The 21,872-nt window shown below is 72.7% G+C and carries 19 protein-coding genes; 2 read left to right on the top strand and 17 right to left on the bottom strand.

Annotation, left to right across the window (positions count from 1 at the left end; genetic code table 11):
• Nucleotides 1-33: 33 nt before the first annotated feature.
• The 15 genes from ABZ370_RS07580 to hrcA all read right to left on the bottom strand — a co-directional run bounded on the left by ABZ370_RS07580 (nucleotide 34) and on the right by hrcA (nucleotide 16,631).
• The gene (locus ABZ370_RS07580; RefSeq protein ID WP_358617826.1) at nucleotides 34-384 is read right to left on the bottom strand and encodes a cytidine deaminase; all 351 of its coding nucleotides are present in this window, start codon (nucleotides 382-384) and stop codon (nucleotides 34-36) included.
• A gap of 130 nt (nucleotides 385-514) precedes the next feature.
• Nucleotides 515-3,475, bottom strand: a complete 2,961-nt coding sequence (locus tag ABZ370_RS07575; protein ID WP_358617823.1) for an Ig-like domain-containing protein — start codon at nucleotides 3,473-3,475, stop codon at nucleotides 515-517.
• Nucleotides 3,476-3,830: 355 nt separating this feature from the next.
• Nucleotides 3,831-5,138, bottom strand: a complete 1,308-nt coding sequence (locus ABZ370_RS07570; protein ID WP_358617821.1) for a hemolysin family protein — start codon at nucleotides 5,136-5,138, stop codon at nucleotides 3,831-3,833.
• Nucleotides 5,135-5,632, bottom strand: coding sequence for an rRNA maturation RNase YbeY (ybeY, locus tag ABZ370_RS07565; protein WP_358617818.1), 498 nt, complete (start codon nucleotides 5,630-5,632; stop codon nucleotides 5,135-5,137). Before ybeY ends, ABZ370_RS07570 begins: the two co-directional genes overlap by 4 nt.
• 38 nt (nucleotides 5,633-5,670) lie before the next feature.
• On the bottom strand, nucleotides 5,671-6,675 hold the full coding sequence (locus ABZ370_RS07560; protein WP_358617815.1) for a PhoH family protein: 1,005 nt from the start codon (nucleotides 6,673-6,675) through the stop codon (nucleotides 5,671-5,673).
• Nucleotides 6,676-6,847: 172 nt separating this feature from the next.
• A complete protein-coding gene (locus ABZ370_RS07555) occupies nucleotides 6,848-7,960 on the bottom strand; it encodes a PfkB family carbohydrate kinase (RefSeq protein WP_358617812.1) in 1,113 nt (370 codons plus the stop codon).
• Nucleotides 7,961-8,058: 98 nt separating this feature from the next.
• Nucleotides 8,059-8,979, bottom strand: a complete 921-nt coding sequence (locus tag ABZ370_RS07550; RefSeq protein ID WP_358617810.1) for a ribonuclease Z — start codon at nucleotides 8,977-8,979, stop codon at nucleotides 8,059-8,061.
• A gap of 5 nt (nucleotides 8,980-8,984) precedes the next feature.
• The gene (locus ABZ370_RS07545; protein ID WP_358617808.1) at nucleotides 8,985-9,344 is read right to left on the bottom strand and encodes a histidine triad nucleotide-binding protein; all 360 of its coding nucleotides are present in this window, start codon (nucleotides 9,342-9,344) and stop codon (nucleotides 8,985-8,987) included.
• A 71-nt stretch (nucleotides 9,345-9,415) separates the two neighbouring features.
• A complete protein-coding gene (locus ABZ370_RS07540; protein WP_358617806.1) occupies nucleotides 9,416-10,495 on the bottom strand; it encodes a tetratricopeptide repeat protein in 1,080 nt (359 codons plus the stop codon).
• Entirely contained in the window at nucleotides 10,492-11,829 is a 1,338-nt protein-coding gene (locus ABZ370_RS07535; protein WP_358617803.1) for an ATP-binding protein, read from the bottom strand. Before ABZ370_RS07535 ends, ABZ370_RS07540 begins: the two co-directional genes overlap by 4 nt.
• Before the next feature lie 20 nt (nucleotides 11,830-11,849).
• Nucleotides 11,850-12,440 carry a hypothetical protein gene (locus ABZ370_RS07530; protein WP_358617801.1) on the bottom strand — a complete coding sequence of 197 codons (591 nt, stop codon included), beginning with the start codon at nucleotides 12,438-12,440 and terminating at the stop codon, nucleotides 11,850-11,852.
• Between the two features lie 59 nt (nucleotides 12,441-12,499).
• Nucleotides 12,500-13,243, bottom strand: a complete 744-nt coding sequence (locus ABZ370_RS07525; protein WP_358617798.1) for a 16S rRNA (uracil(1498)-N(3))-methyltransferase — start codon at nucleotides 13,241-13,243, stop codon at nucleotides 12,500-12,502.
• Complete coding sequence (locus ABZ370_RS07520) at nucleotides 13,240-14,328, bottom strand: nitronate monooxygenase (RefSeq protein ID WP_358617795.1); 1,089 nt, start codon at nucleotides 14,326-14,328, stop codon at nucleotides 13,240-13,242. Before ABZ370_RS07520 ends, ABZ370_RS07525 begins: the two co-directional genes overlap by 4 nt.
• 155 nt (nucleotides 14,329-14,483) lie before the next feature.
• A complete protein-coding gene (gene dnaJ, locus ABZ370_RS07515; RefSeq protein WP_358617793.1) occupies nucleotides 14,484-15,617 on the bottom strand; it encodes a molecular chaperone DnaJ in 1,134 nt (377 codons plus the stop codon).
• Nucleotides 15,618-16,631 (bottom strand): heat-inducible transcriptional repressor HrcA, encoded by a 1,014-nt coding sequence (gene hrcA, locus ABZ370_RS07510; protein ID WP_358617790.1) that lies wholly within the window; start codon nucleotides 16,629-16,631, stop codon nucleotides 15,618-15,620.
• A 176-nt stretch (nucleotides 16,632-16,807) separates the two neighbouring features.
• Here hrcA and ABZ370_RS07505 point away from each other — a divergent pair, with 176 nt between their 5' ends.
• Both ABZ370_RS07505 and ABZ370_RS07500 read left to right on the top strand, forming a co-directional pair.
• Entirely contained in the window at nucleotides 16,808-17,542 is a 735-nt protein-coding gene (locus ABZ370_RS07505; RefSeq protein ID WP_358617787.1) for an MBL fold metallo-hydrolase, read from the top strand.
• Nucleotides 17,543-17,565: 23 nt separating this feature from the next.
• Nucleotides 17,566-18,387, top strand: coding sequence for a DUF3097 domain-containing protein (locus ABZ370_RS07500; protein WP_358617785.1), 822 nt, complete (start codon nucleotides 17,566-17,568; stop codon nucleotides 18,385-18,387).
• A 25-nt stretch (nucleotides 18,388-18,412) separates the two neighbouring features.
• Here ABZ370_RS07500 and hemW read toward each other — a convergent pair whose 3' ends face one another.
• Complete coding sequence (hemW, locus tag ABZ370_RS07495; RefSeq protein ID WP_358617782.1) at nucleotides 18,413-19,645, bottom strand: radical SAM family heme chaperone HemW; 1,233 nt, start codon at nucleotides 19,643-19,645, stop codon at nucleotides 18,413-18,415.
• Between the two features lie 102 nt (nucleotides 19,646-19,747).
• Entirely contained in the window at nucleotides 19,748-21,694 is a 1,947-nt protein-coding gene (locus tag ABZ370_RS07490; RefSeq protein ID WP_358617780.1) for an ATP-binding SpoIIE family protein phosphatase, read from the bottom strand.
• Nucleotides 21,695-21,872: the final 178 nt, after the last annotated feature.

The following is a 21,872-nucleotide window of genomic DNA, read 5'->3' as shown; positions in this document are numbered from 1 at the left end:
ACCAGCCGCCCACAGCCCCCTCTCCGGCCGCGGTCACACCGGCAGGGTGGTGCGCAGGGTGCCGTCGGTGGCGGCCAGCAAGATCGGGGTCCCGGCTCCGCCGAGGTCGCGGACGGCCGCGCGGTCCTCGTCGGTGGCGGTCTCCGCCTCGGTCACCACGGCCGCGGCCTCCAGCGACTTCGCGCCGCTGGCGACGGCCATCGCGACGGCGGTGCGCACCGCGCTGAGCTGGAGCGAGTCGAGGGCGACGGTGCCCGCGACGTAGGTGCGGCCCGTCTCGTCGCGTACGGCGGCGCCCTCCGCGACGCCGTTGCGGGCCCGCGCGGAGCGGGCCAGCGTGATGATCTTGCGGTCTTCGGGGTCCAGCTGCGCTGCTTCGCTCATACGGATGAGCATAGGACGCGGGTCTGACCGGGCGTGACACCGGTTGTGCGCATGGACCCGCGCCGGGCCGCAGTGGCAACGGTCCGGCGCGGGCGGCTGGAAGCCGCTCCAGGTTCCGCTACAGGTTCCGCTACGGGAGCAGCGGCAGCGGCTGGAACGTGAGCGTGCCCGACGCGGTGGCCGGGCTGAGGCCCGGGCCGCCCGCGAAGGTGGCGGTGTAGGTGCTGGCGGTCAGTACGGAGGGCGGGACGATGACGTTGGTGAGCGTCGCCGTACCGGACGCGTTGGTGACCGCGCTGCCCAGGGCGATCGGACCCAGCGCGGTGTTGGCCGTGAAGGCGATCGTCTGGCCGGGGACGGGGTTGTTGGCCTGGTCCTTGAGCGTGGCGCTGAGGGTGGGGATGACGAGCTGGCCGTTGAGCCGCAGCCGGATGACGGCCGGGGTGGCGGTCAGCGTGGTGGTCGTCGCGCCGGACACGGTCTGGGTGAGGGTCGCGGTCGACGAGTTGTGGCAGCCGTCGCCGCTGTAGGTGGCGGTGACCGTGTGGGAGCCGGTGGTGAGCGCGTTGGTGGTCACGGTCGTCTGCCCGGCCGCGTTGAGCGTTCCGGTCAGGGTCGGTCCGCCGCTGATCACAAAGGTGACGGTGCCGGTCGGGGTGCCGGTCGACGGGGCCACCGGGGCCACGGTGGCGGTGAAGGTCACCGTCTGGCCGGGGGCGGACGGGTTGGGGGTGGAGGTGAGCGTGGTGGTGGTGCTCCCCGTGTTGACTGTGGCGGCGCCGGTGGCCGTCGATCCCGCGACGCCCGTGCTGCCCCCGTAAGTGGCCGTGACGGTGTGCGCTCCCACGCCCAGCGCGCTGGTGGTGACGCAGGCCTGACCGCTCGCGTTGAGCGTTCCGGTCAGGGTGGGACCGCCGCTGATCACGAAGGTGACGGTTCCGGTCGGGGTGCAGGTGCCCGGCGCGACGGTCGTCACCTGGGCGCAGATCGTCACCGGCTGGCCGCACACGGACGGGTTGGGCGAGATCGTCAGTGCCGTCGTGGAGGTGGCCTGGTTGACGGTGGCCGTGCCGCTGCCTGTGGAGGGCGCGACGCCGCCGCCTCCCCCGTAGGTCGCCGTCACCGTGTGGGTGCCGACGGGGATGGCGGTGGTGGAGACGCAGGCCTGACCGGTGGCGCCCAGCGTGGCCGTGAGCGTCGGGCCGCCCGAGATCACGAAGGTCACCGTGCCGGTCGGGGGGCAGGTGCCGGGCGCCACGGTGGTCACCTGGGCGCACAGCAGGACGGATGCGCCGCAGACCGACGGGGAGGGCGTGACCGAGACCGTGGTGGTGGACGACGCGGGGTTGACCACCAGCGGGGCCGTGCCCGTCGAGCCCCCGACGCCGGAGTCGCCCGCGTAGGTGGCGGTGATCGTGTGGGTGCCGACCGGCACCGCCGTGGTGGTCACGCACGCCATGCCGGTGGCGTCCAGGGTCGCCGTCAGCGTCGGACCGCCCGAGACCACGAACGTCACGTCACCGGTCGGTACGCAGGTGCTGGGCGCGGCCACCGTCACCTGGGCGCAGATGGTCACCGCCTCGCCGCAGACGGACGGGCTCGGCGTCGCCGCGACCGTCAGCGTGGACGTGCCCTGGCTGACGGTGACCGTCCCGGTGCCCGTGGAGCCCGTGACGCCGGTGTCGCCCGCGTAGGTGGCGGTCACGACGTGCGTGCCGACGGGGATGGCGCTGGTGGTCACGCACGCCTGACCGGTGCCGTCCACCGTGGCCGTGAGCGTCGGGCCGCCCGAGACCACGAAGGTCACCGTGCCGGTCGGGGGGCAGGTGCCGGGCGGGACGGTCGTCACCTGGGCGCAGATCGTCACCGGCTGGCCGCAGGAGCCGGGGGCGGGGCTGGTGACGGTGGTGGTGGAGGCCGCCTGGTTCACCGTCGCGCTCGTGGTGGCCGTGGAGCCCGCGATGCCGGAGTCGCCCCCATAGGTGGCGGTCACGGTCTGTGTGCCCACGGGGATGGCGCTGGTGGTCACGCACGCCATACCGGTGGCATCGACCGGCGCCGTCAGCGTGGGACCGCCGGTGATCACGAACGTCACGCTCCCGATCGGGGTGCAATCGCTGGGCGGAGCCACCGTCACCTGCGCGCAGAGGGTCACCGGTTCGCCGCATACGGAGGGGCTCGGCGACGCCGTGACGGCGATCGAGGACGTGGCCTGGTCGACGGTGACCGTACCGGTGCCCGTGGAGCCCGCGACGCCGGTGTTGCCGGAGTAGGTGACGGTCACCGTGTTGGTGCCCAGCGGCAGTTCGTCGCTCGTCACACAGGCCTGGCCGGTCGCGTCGAGCGGCGCGGTGAGGGTCGGGCCTCCGGGGACGGTGAAGGTCACCGTCCCGGTGGCCGTACAGGTCCCCGGCTCGTCCACGGTCACCGTCGCGCACAGCGTCACCGTCTGGCCGCACACCGACGGATCGGGGGTGGCGGCGAAGGCGGTGGTCGAGGTCGCCTGGTTCACCGTCACCGGGACCAGGGGCGAGTTGGACGCGGAAAACTCGGTGTCCCCACCGTAGAAGGCCGCCGCCACATGGCTGCCGAGGTCCAGGTCGGGGACCGTGACGGATGCCTGGCCGGTGGCGTCGAGGGACGCGGTCAGGGCCGGTCCGTCGGCGCTGATGATGAAGGTCACGGTGCCGGTCGGCGTTCCCGCGGCGGGCGGTACGGCCGCCACGGACGCGGTCAGGGTCACCGCCTCACCGCAGACCGCGGGGTTGGGCGAGACGGTCAGGGAGGTGGCCGTCGCACCCTGGTTGACCTGCTGGATGGTGGTGCCCGTCGAGGGGTCCAGGTTGGCGTCACCGCTGTAGGTGGCGATCACCGCATGGGAGCCCACGGCCAGCGGACCGCCGGTGAGGACGGCCTGTCCGGCGGCGTCGACCGCCACGGTCGTCGTCCCACCGTCGATGACGAAGGTGACCGTACCGGTCGGGGTGAACGCACCCGGCGGAACGGAGGCGACGGTCGCGGTGTAGGTGATGGTCTGGCCGGGGACGGAGGGGTTCGGGGTGGACGTGACCGTGGTAGTCGAGGAAGCCATGGGGGCAGCCCCTTCCCGGGGTGCGGTGTGGGGAGGGGTGGACCGCCCGGGTCTCCACGCGGAGTGCCGCGAAGACCCTGTTCGCCCTGCGTGGGGGTGCCCATACGGCCGACCTGCCTACGTCACAACGACAAGCCGACTGTCCCCCGACAGGGGTATGGGCGGCCCACCGGTCGGTATCTGCAAGTAAGCCGTTGCCTACGCCAGATGGGCCAGACCGCAGAGGGTGAATGCATCCGTATGGCGCAGCGCGGCCCCGCGCGTCCGTGCGCCGCCCCGCGCGGGCGTGGTACGGGGGCGCTCTCACGCCCCCGTACGCCCTGGGTGTCGTGCCGTCCGACCGGCAGGAGCGCCCCTACGACTCGGCCGCCGCCGTCTCCCGCACCGGCTCCACCAGCACCGTCACGATGCGGTTGCGCCTGCCCGCCGGGGATTCGGCGGTCAGCCGCAGCGCCTTCAGGGCCGGGTCGGTGCCGCCTTCGGGGATGTCGACCTCGGCCGTGGCGCCCGCGATCGGCACCCGGCCCAGCGACTTGGCGAGCAGCCCGCCCACCGTCTCGACGTCCTCGTCCTCCAGGGCCGTGCCGTACAGCTCGCCGAGGTCGCCGAGGGCGAGCCGGGCGGTGACCCGGTGGGTGCCGTCGCCGAGGTCCTCGACGGGCGGCAGTTCGCGGTCGTACTCGTCGGTGATCTCGCCGACGATCTCCTCAAGGATGTCCTCGATGGTGACGATGCCCGCCGTGCCGCCGTACTCGTCGATCACCACTGCCACGTGGTTGCGCTCCTGCTGCATCTCGCGCAGCAGGTCGCCCGCGTTCTTGGTGTCGGGGACGAAGGCGGCGGGCCGCATCGCGGTGGAGACCAGCTCGGACTCGGACTCCCGGTTGATGTGCGTCTTGCGGACCAGGTCCTTCAGATAGACGATCCCGACGATGTCGTCCTCGTTCTCCCCGGTGACCGGAATCCGGGAGAAGCCGGAGCGCAGCGCGAGGGTGAGCGCCTGCCGGATGGTCTTGAAGCGCTCGATGGCCACCAGATCGGTGCGCGGCACCATCACCTCGCGCACCAGGGTGTCGCCCAGCTCGAAGACGGAGTGCACCATGCGCCGCTCGTCGTCCTCGATCAGCGACTCCTGCTCGGCGAGGTCGACCAGCGCGCGCAGCTCGGCCTCGGAGGCGAACGGGCCCTTCCGGAAGCCCTTTCCGGGGGTGAGCGCGTTACCGAGGAGGATCAGCAGCGGCGGGATGGGGCCCATGATCCGGGCCAGCGGGATCAGCACATAGGCGGCGACGGTCGAGGTGTTGAGCGGATGCTGGGCGCCGATGGTGCGCGGCGAGACGCCGACGGCCACGTACGACACCAGGACCATCACACCGATCGCGACGGTCAGCGCCTTCCAGGTCTCCGGGAAGGCGTGCAGACAGCCGAACGTGACGACGGCACCCGCCGCCACCTCGCACGCGACGCGCACCAGCAGCGCCACGTTGAGGTAGCGGGTGGGGTCCTCGGCGACCAGCATCAGCTTGGCGCTGCCCCGCCGCCCGGTCCGCACGGCTTCCTCGGCGCGGAACCGGGTGGTGCGGGCGAGGCCCGCCTCGGCGCAGGCCGCCAGCCAGGCGACCACCACCAGCAGGACCGCCGCCGTGAGGAGCTGCCCGGTCATCGCGTGGTGGGGGCCGGGGAGGGCCCGGTCAGGCCGTACTCGGCCCGCCAGCCGTCGACGATCGCCGCCTGGAGGCCGAACATCTCGGCGCGCTCGTCCGCCTCCTCGTGGTCGTAGCCGAGGAGGTGGAGGACGCCGTGGACGGTGAGCAGCTGCAGCTCCTCGTCCATGGAGTGCCCGGTCGGCGCCTCCTCTCCCTGCTTCCTGGCCACGTCGGGGCAGAGCACGATGTCACCGAGGAGGCCCTGCGGGGGGTCCTCGTCGTCCTTGACGGGCGGCCGCAGCTCGTCCATCGGGAAGGACATGACATCGGTCGGCCCCGGCAGGTCCATCCACTGGATGTGGAGCTGCTCCATGGCGTCGGCGTCGACGACGATCAGCGAGAGCTCGGAGAGCGGGTGGATACGCATCCGGGCCAGCGCGTAACGGGCGACGTCCAGGATCGCGCGCTCGTCGATGTCCGTACCGGATTCGTTGTTGACGTCGATCGACATGGGGTGGTTCGTCTTTTCTCGGGTCTCTTCGGGGCCGGTCACTTGCCGTTGCGGCTGTCGTACTGCTCGTAGGCGTCGACGATACGGCCGACGAGCTTGTGCCGGACCACGTCCTTACTGGTGAGCAGGGAGAAGTGCACGTCGTCGACGCCGTCCAGGATGTCCCGCACCTGGCGCAGACCGCTCTTGGTCCCGCCCGGGAGGTCGACCTGGGTGACGTCACCCGTGATCACGATCTTGGATTCGAAGCCGAGCCGGGTGAGGAACATCTTCATCTGCTCGGGGTTCGTGTTCTGCGCCTCGTCCAGGATGATGAACGCGTCGTTGAGCGTCCGGCCGCGCATGTACGCCAGCGGGGCGACCTCGATCGTGCCCGCGGCCATCAGGCGCGGGATGGAGTCGGGGTCGAGCATGTCGTGCAGCGCGTCGTACAGGGGCCGCAGATACGGGTCGATCTTCTCGTAGAGCGTGCCGGGCAGGAAGCCGAGCCGCTCCCCCGCCTCGACCGCCGGGCGGGTCAGGATGATCCGGTTGACCTGCTTGGACTGCAGGGCCTGGACCGCCTTGGCCATGGCGAGGTAGGTCTTGCCGGTACCGGCCGGGCCGATGCCGAAGACGACGGTGTGCTTGTCTATCGCGTCGACATAGCGCTTCTGGTTGAGCGTCTTCGGGCGGATCGTGCGGCCGCGGTTGGAGAGGATGTTCTGCGTGAGCACCTCGGCGGGCGTCTCGGCCGCCTCGCCCTCGCCGTTCTCGGCTGCGCGCAGCATGGAGATGGAACGCTCCACCGCGTCCTCCGTCATCGGTTGACCGGTGCGGAGCACCAGCATCATCTCATCGAACAGACGCTGGACCAGGGCGACTTCCTCAGGGTCCCCGGTCGCGCTGACTTCATTGCCCCGGACATGGATATCGGTCGACGGGAACGCCTTTTCAATCACACGCAGCAGCGAGTCACCCGATCCCAGGACCATGACCATCGGGTGCTTGGTCGGGACCGTGAACTGTGCGTGCGCCTGCGGTGCTGTGGTTGGTTGCGTCATGGGCTCGGCTCTGCGGCCTGCTCCTACCTCCGTCGACAAGGGTTCTCGTTGCTCGACAACCTTGAGATACCAGGGTACGACGGGGCACCGACAACACCCGAGTGCTTTTGCTCCATACCCTTCGTCACACCGGCCCGCCGCGGGGGAAGTGCCTGGTACCGGGCACGGGCGTTCACGCCCGGCGGAAACCGATCGTGGGGACGGCCCGGCGGAGCACCCCGGGGCGGGCGGCGGTGGGCAGCAGGCGGTCGAGGAAGGCGTAGCGGCGCAGCGCGCTCGGGGCCTGGTCGTCGTAGGAGCGGGCGTGCTGCCACCAGGCGCCGATCTCGCACCAGCCGGGCGCGGAGAGCGAGCCGCCGAACTCCTGGACGGACAGCGCGGCGGTCAGCCCGGCGAACGCGAGCCGGTCGGCGAGCGGCCAGTCGGCCAGGGTGCCGGTGACGAAGCCCGCGACGAACACGTCCCCGGCGCCGGTCGGGTCCAGGGCCTCCACGGCGATCGCGGGCACCTCGGCGCTCTCGCCGGTGCGGCCGTCCACCGCGTACGCCCCCTCCGGGCCCAGGGTGACCACGGCGAGCGGCACCCGGTCGGCGAGCGCGTGGGCGGCGGCCCGCGGGCACTCGGTGCGGGTGTAGCACATCGCCTCGGCCGCGTTGGGCAGGAACGCCTCGCAGTGCTCCAGGTCGGCGAGGTCCGCCGGGTCCCAGCGGCCGGTGTCGTCCCAGCCGACGTCCGCGAAGATCCGGCTGCCGTGCCGGGCGGCCTCGGCGACCCACTCCTCCCGGCGGCCGGGGACGAGGGAGGCGATGGCGGCCCGGGCCGGGGGCGGGCAGCTGGGTGCGGTCTCCTCGGGCGGCGGGGCCTCGTGGCCGTGGCTGACCATCGTGCGCTCGCCCTCGTACGCCATGGAGACGGTCACCGGGGAGTGCCAGCCGGGGATGGTGCGGGACAGCGACAGGTCGATGCCCTCGCCGCGCTCCAGCGCGTCCCGGCAGTAGTCGCCGTAGTGGTCGTCGCCGAACGCGGCGGCGAGCGAGGTGCGCAGCCCCAGCCGGGCCAGCGCGGTGGCCATGTTGGCGACGCCGCCGGGGCTGGAGCCCATGCCGCGGGCCCAGGACTCGGTACCGCGGACGGGCGCGGAGTCCAGGCCGGTGAAGATGATGTCGAGGAAGACGGTGCCGGTGAGATAGACGTCGCAGCCCGGGTCGCCGGGGCCGCGGACGTCCGCGAGCGGATCGAGAAGGGGGCGGCTCGCCGAGGGCTGGTCACCGTCGTGTGTCGTCACCGTGTGCTCCCAGGTCTGACCGTTCTGTTCTGTTGCTGCGGCAGGGCGGATGCGGCCAGTGTGCCCGATGGCACCCGCCCTACGGCGTGACGGCGGCGCTAACGCCGTTTCGGCACGGCGACGCTCATCAGGTCCTGGGCGACGGTCAGCTCCCCGTCGAAGCCCGCCGCCCGCGCCTGGCGCTCGAACTCGGCCGGGTCGCCGTACCGCTGCGAGAAGTGCGTCAGCACCAGGTGGCGTACGCCCGCCCCGGACGCGATCCGGGCCGCCTGCCCGGCCGTCAGATGGCCGTGGTCGGTCGCCAGCGGCTCGTCCTCGTCCAGGAACGTCGACTCGATCACCAGCAGGTCGCAGCGCTCGGCCAGCGCGTGCGCCCCCTCGCACAGCCGGGTGTCCATGACGAACGCGAACCGCTGGCCGCGCCGGACCTCGCTGACCTCCTCCAGGGTGACCGTGCGCCCGTCCCGCTCGATCACGCCGTCCCGCTGGAGGCGGCCGACCTCGGGCCCGCGCACCCCGTGCGCGGCGAGCCGCTCCGGCAGCATCCGGCGGCCGTCGGGCTCGACGAGGCGGTAGCCGTAGGACTCGACCGGGTGCGAGAGCCGGGCCGCCTCCAGGGTGTACGCGGGGGTACGGGCGATCACCCCGCCGTCGCCGCCGACCGGCTGCTCGGCCAGCTGGACGGTCTCGCGGTAGGCCGTGGCGTACCGCAGCCGGTCGAAGAAGCGCTGTCCGCTCGCCGGGTAGTGCGCGGTCACCGGATGGGGGACCCGGTCGAGGTTGATCCGCTGGATGACCCCGGACAGCCCCAGCGAGTGGTCCCCGTGGAAGTGGGTGACGCAGATCCGGTTGATGTCATGGGCGGCGGCCCCGGCCCGCAGCATCTGCCGCTGCGTCCCCTCGCCGGGGTCGAACAGGATGCCTTCGCCGTCCCAGCGCAGCAGATAGCCGTTGTGGTTGCGCTGCCGGGTGGGAACCTGGCTCGCGGTGCCGAGGACGACCAGTTCACGTGCGGACAACGGGACTACCCGGGGGGCCAGTTCAGGCCACGGCCGCCGAGGATGTGGGCGTGCGCGTGGAAGACGGTCTGCCCGGCCCCCGAGCCCGTGTTGAACACCACCCGGTAGCCCGTGCCGTCGATCTTCTCCTCGGCGGCGACCGTGGCCGTCTCGCACAGCACGTCCGCGGCGATCCGCGGCTCGGCGGCCGCCAGGGACGCGGCGTCCGCGTAGTGCGCCTTGGGGATCACCAGGACATGGGTCGGCGCCTGAGGGTTGATGTCGCGGAAGGCGACGGTGGTGTCCGTCTCCCGGACGACGGTCGCGGGCACCTCCCCCGAGACAATCTTGCAGAACAGGCAGTCGGCCTGCGGTTCTCCCGCCACCGGTGGCTCCTTACGGATCGTCGGCTGGATCATCGGCACTTACTGGATCGTCAAGGCTTCCGAACGGGATGCTACCGGGCCTCCCGCAGGGCAGCCCGCTCGAACCAGATGGTGATCAAGGGAGGCACCCAGCCCGCGTGGGTGAGCACTTGGAGGATCATCCGGTCCGTCCACGGGACGGTCACGATCAGCACCGCGCACACCGTGGACCACACCGCCTCGTACAGCGAGACCTTCACCCAGAACTCCCGCCGCACCAGGGACCAGACGCCCAGCTTGGCGCCCTGCGGCAGCTTCCGGTACGCGCGCCAGGCGCCCAGCGCCCAGACGGCCGCCATCAGGACGAGCGCGTAGAGCCTGGTGTCCAGTGGCGCGGGCAGCGCGGTCGGGTCGTCCCCGGTGGGGAAGACGCGCGCGGTCACCGCGGCGATCAGCAGGCACAGCAGGGCGAGCCAGCGGGTGCCGCGCACCATCCTGAACAGCGTCCCCTCAAGGCCCCTGCGCATCCCCTGGTTGCCCGGGGCGGCGGCCAGCGCCTGGACGTAGCCCTGGGCGACCTCCGGAAGCTTGGCGTCCTTCGAGTACGCCTTGCGGGTGGCGAGTTCCTGGAGCGCCCAGGCGTTGGACGGGTCGATACGCAGCACCTCGCGCACCGCCTGCTCGCACACATCGTGCCGCCCGAGGGCCAGGGACGCCTTCCACAGGGCGTAGTGGGTCTTGATCTCCTCCGGTCCGAGCCGCACCGCGGTCACCGCCGCCTCGTACGCCTGGGGCCAGCGGTCGGACGGGTAGATCAGCGCCTCGGAGAGCGCCACGTAGCCCGCCCAGTGGTCCGGCAGGACGCGGACCGCCTCGCGGGCGGCGGCCACCGACTCCTCCGAGCGGGCGAGGCGGCGCAGGGCGAACGAGCGGAACCGGTGCGCGCTGAAGTCCTCCGGGTCGCGGCGCAGCGCCTCCTGAGACGCGTGCAGCGCCTCCTCGAAGTCACTGGTGCTGTTGTGGCAGAGAGCCATCCGCACCCAGGCCAGGCCGTCGTCCGGATTTCCGGCCAGCCTGCGGGCCAGCAGCTCCTTCGCCTTGTCGAACTTTCCGAGTTCGATCAGCGCGGCCGCCTGGGCGGTCAGCGGGTGCTCGGTTCCGGTCTCGCTCACAGCATCCGCTTGCTCTTGAGGTACGCCAGCAGATCGTCGTACGTGCCGCCCTCGTTGGCGAACTGGGCCACATTGCGCGCGGTGTCGAACCACGGGCGGGTCGAGGGCCGCACCTGCCCCAGCGCGGCCATCAGATCGTCCTGGCCGATCATCCGGGGCTGTCCGGTCCGTACGGAGTCCATCAGCGCCCGCTCGGCCGCCGCCTCGCACAGGTACTTGAGGTCCGCGCCGGAGAACCCGTCGGTCCGCTTGGCCAGCTTGCGCACGTCGACGCCCGCGATCGGGCGGTCCTCCAGGTGATGGCGGAGGATCGCCTCGCGCGCTGGCTGGTCGGGCGGCAGCACCAGCAGGGTGCGGTCCAGGCGCCCGGGGCGGCGCAGCGCGCCGTCCACGTCCCAGGGGTGGTTGGTGGCGGCGAGCACGAACAGCCCCTCGTTGGCGTCCGCGTGGACGCCGTCCAGCTCCGCCAGCAGCTGGTTGACGGTGGTGCGCAGCCCGCTGTGGCGGAGCTGGCTGCGCTTGGCGCCCAGGGCGTCCAGCTCGTCCAGGAAGAGCACACAGGGGGCGCTGCGGCGGGCGGTCTCGAACAGCTCGCGCATGTTCCGTTCGGAATTCCCGATCCACATGTCGAGAACGTCGCTGATGCTGACGGACATGAAGTGGGCGCCCAGCTCCCCGGCCACCGCGCGCGCCACGTACGTCTTGCCGCAGCCGGGCGGCCCGTACAGCAGCAGCCCGCCGCGCAGGCTCTTGCCGTAGAGCTTGCGCAGCTCGGGGTTGCGCATGGGGGCGAGGAAGGCGGCTTCGAGGCGCTGCTTGACCTCGTCCATGCCGCCGATGTCGGCCAGGCGCACACCGGTGCGCTCCACCTCCCACGCGGAGGCGTCACCGGGGTCGTCGGAGCCGTCGGCGGCCAGCGGCCGGGGGGCCTCGGGGGTCGCGGGGTCTTCCGGGGTCCCCGGGTTCTCGGGGTCCCCGGAGTCGTCGGGGGTCTCGACGAAGCGCGGCGGGACGACGCCCGCCAACTCGCCCTCGGCCCGCCGCCAGTCGTAGGAACCGTCCCGGGAGGCGGAATCCGGGGCGCCGCGCGGCGGGGCGGGCGGGGCGGAGGCGGCCGCGGGCGGGGGCGGGGGCGCTACGGCGCGCGCCATCAGGGCCTGCGCCTCGGCGTTCCCGGGGTCACGCTGAAGGGCCGCCGCGATCTGGGATATCGCGTCCTGCCCCTGCCCGCCGTCCAGCAACAGCCCCGCCAAGTGCAGTCGCAGGGGTACGTCGTCCGGGGCGGTGGCGACGGCTGTGCGCAGGCTCTGGATCAGCGGTGACTCGTCCGGCATGGTCACAGCTTATGCGGACCCTATTTGCCGGATGCGGTGGTCCCCTGGTCCCACGGGTGCGTGGTGGTGGCCCGGTCCCAGGGATGGGTACGGGACGGGGTCGGGCTCCCGGTGTCGCCGCCGTCGGTCCTGTCGCCGCCGTCGGTCCCGTTGGTGTCGTCGGTCCTGTCGGTGTCGCCGCCGTCGCACTCGCCGATCACATTGGCCTGGAAGACCTTGTGGCCCTCCACCGTGCCGGTCAGATCGCCGCGCACACAGTGGTTCTCCCGCACATAGGTGACCTTGCCGCTGATCCCGACGGCCTTGTCGTCCTCGGTCCTGCCCCGGCAGTCCACCGAGGCGTCCGTGGTGCCCGCGTCACCGGAGCCGGAGGCCGAGGCCCCGGCCGTGGGGGTCCTCTTCAGATCCGCGTTGCAGGTCAGCCAGCGCACCCCGACACCGCCCCGCTCCAGGGCGGAGGTGGCGACCTTGTCCGTGGTGACCGAGACGGCGATCGCGGTGACCCCGCCGTCCCGCGGCTCGCACCCCGTCACCGCGACGGCCGCGGCCACCGCGGCCATGGCCGCCAGCAGCGGCCGTCCGTGCCGTACATGATGGCTCAATACCCCCATAGAGGTCAGGTTCCCATCACGCCCGGCGAACCGGAAGACCATCGTCGGCCACCCGGAGCTCAGCTCCAGCGGCCGGTGCGTCCCAACAGCAGCGCGGTGGCGGCCGTTCCGGCCGTGGAAGTGCGCAGAACGCTCGGGCCCAGCCGGTACGGCCGTGCGCCCGCCGCGGCGAAGGCCGCCAACTCCTCCGGCGAGACGCCCCCTTCGGGGCCCACGACGAGCACGATATGACCCTCGTGGGGCAGTTGTGCCGTCGCCAGGGGGTCGCTGCCCTCCTCGTGGAGCACGGCCGCGAGGTCGGCATCGGCGAGAAGTCGAGCAACCTCCTTGGTCGTCATCGCGTCCGCGACATCGGGGAAGGTCAGCCGACGGGACTGCTTGCCCGCCTCGCGCGCGGTCGACCGCCACTTGCCGAGCGCCTTCTGCCCGCGCTCGCCCTTCCATTGGGTGATGCAACGGGCGGCCGCCCACGGCACGATCGCGTCGACGCCCGTCTCGGTCATGGTCTCCACGGCCACCTCGCCGCGGTCGCCCTTGGGCAGCGCCTGGACGACGGTGATCCGCGGACTCGGCGCCGCCTCGTGGTGTACGCCGTCGACGTCGACCAGCAGCCGGTCCTTGCCCTCGACGGCCGCCACGGTGGCCGATACGCCGGTACCGGCGCCGTCCGTGAGGACGACGGGCTCGCCGGCCCGCAGCCGCTTCACCGACACCGCGTGCCGCCCCTCGGGGCCCTCCAGCGCGATACGGGCCCCTGTGGCCGCCCCCGCGAGGGAGTCGGCCACGAACACCGGGGCGGTCACGACACCACGCCTCGCGGGGCCTGGGGCCCGTAGATGGACGCCGCCGCGTCCAGTTCGACGGCCAGGGTCTCCACCAGCCGCGCGGCGGGCAGTTCGCGCGCCAGCCGGTGCCCCTGCCCGGCCCACAGCGCCATGGCCTGCGGGTCGCCCTCCTTGGCCGCCGCCTTGCGCAGCCCGGAGGTGAGGTGGTGCAGCTGGGGGTAGGCGGCCGGGGCGTACGGGCCGTGGTCGCGGATGAACCGGTTCACCAGGCCGCGGGCCGGGCGGCCGGAGAAGGCCCGGGTCAGCTCGGTCCGGCCGAACAGCGGATCGGTCATGGCCGCCTTGTGCCGGGCGTTCGCCCCCGACTCGGGGCAGACCAGGAACGCGGTGCCCAGCTGTCCCGCGGCCGCGCCCGCGGCCAGCACCGCGGCGATCTGCGAGCCGCGCATCAGCCCGCCCGCCGCGATGATCGGGATCTGCACGGTCTCGCGCACCAGCGCGACCAGCGACAGCAGCCCGAGCACGGCGCCGGGGGCGTCGTCGGCCGGGTCGTTACGGAAGCCGCCCTGGTGGCCGCCGGCCTCCACGCCCTGGACGCAGACGGCGTCGGCGCCCGCCCACTGGGCGGTCTCCGCCTCGACCGGCGAGGTCACGGTGACGATGGTCCGGGTGCCCACCCGGGCGAACGCGTCCAGCACGGCGCGGGTGGGACAGCCGAAGGTGAACGAGACCACTGGGACCGGGTCGTTCAGCAGGATCGCCAGCTTGGCGTCGTACGCGTCGTCGGAGCCGGACTCGGGGTCCCCGAGCACGGTCTGGTAGCGGGACGCCTCGCCCGCGACGCGGTCGGCGTAGACCGCGACGGCGGCCGGGTCGCTGGGCGGCTGCGGCATGAACAGGTTCACGCCGAAGGGGCGGCCGGTCAGCCCGCGCAGCTGCTTGATCTCCTCGTACATCGCCTCCGGCGTCTTGTAACCGGCGGCGAGGAAGCCGAGGCCCCCGGCCTCGATGACAGCGGCGGCGAGCTGCGGGCAGGAGGCCCCGCCCGCCATCGGAGCCTGCACGATCGGGTACCGAGCGAGATCGGTCAGCGCGGAGGACATGGGCACATGGTGCCATGTCCTCCGCGGTGATCCGCCACCGGATCAACGTGCGCCGAAAGCCGGATCAGCGTGCGCCCCAGGCCTTCGCGGCCGGGCGCCTACCGTCCGTTGGCTGCCATCCCCGGGGGCCAACCCCCGGACCCCCGGCCGGGCGCCTACCGTCCGTTGAACGCGTCCTTGAGGCGCGAGAACAGCCCCTGCTGGCCGGGCTTGAACTCCCCTGTCGGCCGCTCCTCACCGCGCAGCTTGGACAGCCGCCGCAGCAGCTCCTCCTGCTCCGGGTCGAGCTTGGTCGGGGTCAGCACCTCGACGTGCACGATCAGATCGCCCCGGCCACCGCCGCGCAGATGGGTGACGCCGCGCTGGTGCAGCGGGACCGACTGACCGGACTGGGTGCCGGGCCGGATGTCGACCTCCTCCAGGCCGTCCAGCGTCTCCAGCGGCACCTTGGTGCCGAGCGACGCCGCCGTCATCGGGATGGTCACCGTGCAGTGCAGGTCGTCGCCGCGCCGCTGGAAGACGGGGTGCGGGACCTCGTGGATCTCCACGTACAGATCGCCCGCCGGGCCGCCGCCCGGGCCGACCTCGCCCTCGCCCGCGAGCTGGATGCGGGTGCCGTTGTCCACACCGGCCGGGATCTTCACGGTCAGCGTGCGCCGCGAACGAATCCGCCCGTCGCCCGCGCACTCCGGGCACGGGGTCGGCACCACGGTGCCGAAGCCCTGGCACTGCGGGCAGGGCCGCGAGGTCATGACCTGGCCGAGGAAGGACCGCGTCACCTGCGAGACCTCACCGCGGCCGCGGCACATGTCACAGGTCTGCGCCGAGGTACCCGGCGCCGCGCCCTCACCGCTACAGGTCGTGCAGACGACCGCGGTGTCGACCTGGATGTCCTTGGTCGTCCCGAACGCGGCCTCGCTCAGCTCCACGTCGAGACGGATCATGGCGTCCTGGCCGCGCCGGGTCCGGGACCGCGGGCCGCGCTGCGAGGCGGTGCCGAAGAACGCGTCCATGATGTCGGAGAAGTTGCCGAAGCCCGCGCCGAAGCCACCGGCGCCGCCGCCCGCGGCCGACCCCGACGGGTCCCCGCCCAGGTCGTAGACCTGCTTCTTCTGCGGGTCCGAGAGAACCTCGTAAGCGGCGTTGATCTCCTTGAACCGCTCCTGGGTCTTCGGATCAGGGTTGACGTCCGGGTGCAGCTCGCGTGCGAGCCGACGGAATGCCTTCTTGATCTCGTCCTGCGAGGCATCGCGCTGCACGCCCAGGACTGCGTAGTAGTCCGTCGCCACTTACGACTCCGCCAGGATCTGTCCGACGTAACGTGCCACTGCGCGTACCGCTCCCATCGTTCCGGGGTAGTCCATGCGGGTCGGTCCGACCACGCCGAGTTTGGCGACGGCTTCGTCGCCCGAACCGTAGCCGACCGCCACGACCGAGGTGGAATTGAGCCCCTCGTGAGCATTCTCATGCCCGATGCGCACGGTCATACCCGAGTCTTGCTCGCCGAGCAGCTTGAGGAGGACGACCTGCTCCTCAAGTGCCTCCAGCACGGGCCGGATCGTCAGGGGGAAATCATGCACGAAACGCGTGAGGTTCGAGGTGCCGCCGATCATCAGCCGCTCTTCGGTCTCCTCGACAAGCGTTTCGAGCAAGGTCGCCAGCACGGTCGAGACCGTCCCCCGGTCCTCCTGCTCGAAGGACTCCGGAAGATCCTGCACCAATTGCGGCACATCCGCGAACCGGCGCCCCACGACCCGGCTGTTGAGCCGGGCCCGCAGATCCGCCAGCGAGTCGTCGCTGATCGGAGCCGGGCAGTCCACCACGCGCTGCTCGACCCGCCCGGTGTCGGTGATCAGCACCAGCATCACCCGGGCCGGGGCCAGCGGCAGCAGCTCCACATGCCGCACCGTCGAACGGGTCAGTGACGGATACTGCACCACCGCGACCTGCCGGGTCAGCTGCGCCAGCAGGCGGACGGTGCGCCCCACCACGTCGTCGAGGTCGACGGCGCTGTCCAGGAAGTTCTGGATGGCCCGCCGCTCCGGAGCGGACAGCGGCTTCACTCCGGCCAGCCTGTCCACGAAGAGCCGGTAGCCCTTGTCCGTGGGGATGCGCCCGGCGCTGGTGTGCGGCTGGGCGATGAAGCCCTCGTCCTCCAGCACGGCCATGTCGTTGCGCACCGTGGCCGGGGAGACTCCCAGCCGGTGCCGCTCGGTGAGCGCCTTGGAGCCGACCGGCTCCTCGGTGCCCACGTAGTCCTGGACAATGGCACGCAGCACTTCGAGTCTGCGTTCGCTGAGCACCCCGCGCACCTCCAGTCCAGCCGTGTCATCAGGTCGTCCCTCTGGCACTCAATGGTCGCGAGTGCCAGAACCCCTCAGCCAGTGTACGGCGGGGTGCGGTGGCCACGGCAAGAGCCGCCCCCCGCCGGCGCCCCGGCCACACGTCACGCTATCGCTGTTGAAGCTAGCGTCTCGGTATGAAGACGTGTTGGGAAGAGGCCGGGTGGGAACAGCTCGGTCCCGATATCGCCCGCCGCAGGCTGCCCGACTGGGACTGCACGGTCGGCGTGATCATCGGCCGTAAGGACGTCCTCGTGGTGGACACCGGCTCGACGCTGCGCGAGGGCGCGGCGCTACGTGCCGAGATCACCCGGCTGACCGGCCGGCGGCCGACCCGGATCGCGCTCACCCATCCGCACTTCGACCATGTCCTGGGGACGGCCGCCTTCGCGGGCTGCGAGGTGTACGGGGCGACCGGTCTGGACGGTCCGCTGCGCCGCGGCCGGGACGCGCTGCGCGAGGACGCGGTACGGCACGGAGTGCCCCCGGGGGCGGCCGCCGAGGCCGCCGACCACCTCGTACCGCCCCATCACGCGGTCTCCGGGGAGATCACCCTCGACCTGGGCGACCGGCCTGTGCTGCTGGCGAACGCAGGCCCCGGACACACCGCCCATGACCTGGCCGTTCTGGTCCCGGGCCGGGTTCCCGGCCAGCCGGAGGTGGTCTTCTGCGGAGATCTGGTGGAAGAGTCCGGCCCGCCCCAGGCCGGACCCGACGCGATCCCCTCCCACTGGCCCGCCGCCCTGGACCGGCTGCTCGCCCTCGGCGGCGAGGACGCGCGGTACGTACCCGGCCATGGGTCGGTCGTGGACGCGGCCTTCGTACGTGACCAACGCGACGAACTGGCCGCCCGCTTCGGCGTGTCCCGTTAAGCCGCCGCGCTATCGTCATCCGGATGCACAGCCGACAGTACGACGAGGATCTGACCCCGCCCTGGAAGCGGCAGCAGCCCGCCCCCGAGGTCCCGGCGGACCCGGATCTCGTGGTCGAGGAGGTCACCACCGGGTTCTGTGGTGCCGTGATCCGCTGTGAGAAGACCGCGCAGGGGCCGACGGTCACTCTGGAGGACCGCTTCGGCAAACATCGCGTCTTCCCCATGGAGCCGCGCGGCTTCCTCCTGGAGGGCCGCGTCGTCACCCTCGTACGCCCGCGCGCGACGACCACCGGCGCGCCGCAGCGCACGGCCTCCGGCTCGGTCGCCGTACCGGGCGCCCGCGCGCGGGTCGCCCGCGCCGGGCGCATCTACGTGGAGGGCCGCCACGACGCGGAGCTGGTGGAGCGGGTCTGGGGCGACGACCTGCGCATCGAGGGCGTCGTCGTGGAGTACCTGGCGGGCGTCGACGACCTCCCCGCCATCGTCCGCGACTTCTCCCCCGGCCCGGACGCCCGGCTCGGCGTCCTGGTGGACCATCTGGTGGCCGGGTCCAAGGAGTCCCGTATCGCCGAGCAGATCACCGACGAGAACGTGCTGGTCGTCGGGCACCCCTTCATCGACGTGTGGGAGGCCGTGAAACCGTCCTCGCTCGGCATTCCCGCCTGGCCGACGGTGCCGCGCGGCCAGGACTGGAAGACGGGCGTCTGCCGTGCGCTGGGCTGGCCGGAGAACACGGGCGCGGCGTGGCAGCGCATCCTGTCCGCGGTCCACTCCTACAAGGACGTGCGGCCGGAGCTGCTGGGCAGGGTCGAGGAACTGATCGATTTCGTCACGGCGCCCTGACGTCTTCGGCGCCCTGACGGCGGCTTCAGTCCACCAGGTCCCGCACCACCGCGTCGGCCAGCAGGCGGCCCCTGAGCGTGAGCACGGCCCGCCCCTGCGCGTACGGCTGCGGCTCCAGCAGGCCGTCCTCCAGAGCCCGCGCCGCGGCCGCCGCTCCGGCCGGGCGCAGCAGCTCCAGCGGGCACCCCTCGGACAGCCTCAGCTCCAGCAGGATGCGCTCGACCCGGCGCTCCTCGTCGGACAGCAGCTCCCGCCCGGCGCCCGGTGAACGGCCCTCGCTGAGCGCCTGGGCGTACGCGCCGGGGTGCTTGACGTTCCACCACCGCACCCCGCCGACGTGGCTGTGCGCGCCGGGGCCCGCGCCCCACCAGTCGGCGCCGCGCCAGTACAGCTCGTTGTGGCGGCACCGGCCCTGGGGCGAGGTGGCCCAGTTGGAGACCTCGTACCAGTCGAACCCGGCCGCCGTCAGCATCTCCTCGGCGATCAGATAGCGGTCCGCGTGGGCGTCGTCGTCGGTCATCGGCACCTCGCCGCGCCGGATGCGCCGCGCCAGCTGGGTGCCCTCCTCGACGATCAGCGCGTACGCCGACACATGGTCCGGGCCCGCGCCGAGCGCCGCCTCCAGGGTGGCCCGCCAGTCGTCGTCGCTCTCGCCGGGGGTTCCGTAGATCAGGTCCAGGTTCACATGGTCGAACCCGGCGGCCCGCGCCTCCGCGACGCAGGCCTCGGGGCGCCCGGGGGTGTGGGTGCGGTCCAGCACCTTCAGGACGTGCTGCCGGGCGCTCTGCATCCCGAACGACACCCGGTTGAACCCGGCCTCCCGCAGCGCCTCCAGATAGCGCGGATCGACCGACTCCGGGTTGGCCTCGGTGGTGATCTCGGCGCCGTCCGCGAGCCCGAACTCGTCCCGGATGGCGCCGAGCATCCGTCCGAGGTCTCCGGCCGCGAGCAGGGTGGGCGTGCCGCCGCCGACGAACACGGTCTCGACCGGCCGCGGATCGTCCCCCAGCACCTTCCGCGCGAGCCGCACCTCCTCCGCGACCTGCTCGGCATAGTTGTCCCGGGAGGCGAGCACGCCGCCGGAGCCGCGCAGCTCGGCGGCGGTGTACGTGTTGAAGTCGCAGTACCCGCAGCGGGTGGCGCAGTAGGGCACGTGCAGATAGAACCCCAGCGGCCGCCCCGCCGCCGCGGCGAGCGCGCCGGGGGGCAGCGCGCCGTCCTGGGGCATGGGGTCGCCGTCGGGCAGTACGGAAGGCATACGCCCCATTGTCCGCCATCGCGAGAGCCCGCCCCGCCCGGCGGCCCTCTGGAGGTCCTCTGGCGGCGCCTCTGGAGGACCGCGCCCCGCGAGGGGGCGCGGCTACAGGGCTGTGAGCACCAGCATCGCCAGGTCGTCGTCCGGCGGCTCCTCCGCGAAGTCGTCCAGCGCCCGCCGCACCCGCTCCGCGACCTCCCGCGCGCTCATGCCCGCGCAGCCCGCGAGGACCGCCGCCAGGCCGTCCTCGTCGTCGAACTGACGGCTGCCGGAGCGGTGCTCGGTCACTCCGTCGGTCACGCACAGCAGCGTCTCGCCGGGGGCCAGATCGAACGTTTCACTCTCGTACGCGGCGTCCTCGACCACGCCGAGGAGTATCTGCGGCACGGCGACCGTTCGTACCGTTCCATCGGGCTGGAGGACCAGCGGCAGCGGATGGCCCGCGCTCGCCAGCGTGCACCGCACCCCGCCCTCGCTGCCCTGCCCGAGCGGCACCAGCTCCCCGTACAGGAGCGAGAGGAACCGCGCCGGGCCGCCACCCGGCGGCAGGCCCGCGCCGCCCGGGTCGACGCCGCCCGCCGCCTCGACGGCCTCGCCGACGGCCTCCTCGCCCAGCAGCTGGTTGAGGCGGTCGAGGACCTCGCCCACCTCGTAGCCCTCCCGGCCCAGCAGCCGCAGCCAGGGCCGCACCAAGCCGGTCACCACGGCCGCCTCGGGACCGTTTCCGCAGACGTCGCCGAGCACGAAGCACCAGCGCCCGTCACCGGCCGGGAAGACGTCGTAGAAGTCGCCCCCGGCCGAGATGTCGCCGGTCGGCTCGTACACGACGGCCGACTCGACGCCGGGGATACGGGCGATCCCGGACGGCAGCAGCCCGCGCTGGAGCACCCGGCTGATGGTGGCCTGGCGCGTGTAGCGCCGGGCGGAGGCGAGGGCGAGGGCGACGCGGCGCGTGAAGTCCTCGATCAGGCCGACTACTTCGTCCGGCATGCGGACGAGCCCGGCCCGCCCGAGCAGCAGCGTGCCCAGCGCGCGCCCGCCCGCGATCAGGCGGCAGGCGAGGGCGGCGCCGCCGGGCCCGTACGCCGCGGGGTCGGCGGGCCACGGCCAGTCCAGGGCGCCGCCGCGCGCGGTGGCGGGCAGCTGGGGCGGTTCCTTCTCCAGCACCTGCCGCAGCCCCTCCATGCGGCTCTCACTGGCGTGCCAGACCCGGGCCAGCCGCGGCGGCCCGCTGCCGGAGTCGAGCCAGACCGCGCACCAGTCGGCGAGCCGCGGCACCAGCAGCTGTCCGGCCAGCGAGGTGACCATCTCCTCGTCGAACTGCCCGGCGAGCAGGTCGGACGCCTCGGCGAGGAACGACAGCGCGCCGTGCCGGGTCCATTCCGGATCGGCGCGGCGAGCGGGCGCCCGGCGCGGCACGGGGGCGACGATCTCGGTGCCACGCGCGGCCCACTGGGGCGCGAGGTCCCCGGCCACGGGCTCCTCGGGCACCACCGGTTCGGCGGCGGCCGTGACCGCCACCTGGAACCACACCGTCTTGCTGGCCCGCCGGTACGTGGTCCCCCACGCCTCGGCGATCTCGGCGACGAGCCGCAGCCCGTGGCCGCCGGCGCACTCCGCGCCGTCCGCGCCGTCCGGCGGGTCGCCGCGCAGCACCCGGGTGGGGTGGTGGTCGGTCACCTCCACGACGAGGGAGGGCGGGTCGCCCTCGTGGCTCGACACATCGAGCGCGCAGCACACCTCGACCGCGGTGCCCGCGTGCACCACGGCGTTGGTGACCAGCTCGCTCACCAGCAGGACGGCCTCGTCCGCGACCCGGTCGGTGATCCGGTCGGCGGCCGGTACGTCGAGCGCGGCCCACTCGGCGAGCGCGGCACGCACGAACCGGCGTGCCGCGGAGGCCGCGAGCGGACTGCAGGGCAGGCTCGCGCGGGCCGAGGCGCTGGTACGGACGGGACCGATTCCCCCGACCGGCAGAGCCACCCCGCCTGCGGATGCAGACGGGGTGGAAGATGACGTCCCCACTGTGCGGCTCCTGAGAAGCTCCGTCATATGCGCCGTGTCCGGCACGGACAGAGTGACAGACGGACCGCACTGATATGCACCGAGTCACGCAAGTTAACTGTGTTGAGGGGAAAAATCGTGCGTACGCCGGTCCTGTTCCGGTAAAGGGCCCCGGGGCCGACCCGGGGTGCCGCTGGGCGTGACGTCGTGACGGAAGCGGGGGCCG

Source organism: Streptomyces sp. NPDC005962 (assembly GCF_040629205.1).
Taxonomy (GTDB): Bacteria; Actinomycetota; Actinomycetes; order Streptomycetales; family Streptomycetaceae; genus Streptomyces.
The sequence above is the reverse complement of the archived record's forward strand: the minus strand, read 5'-3'. Positions and strand labels throughout refer to the sequence as shown.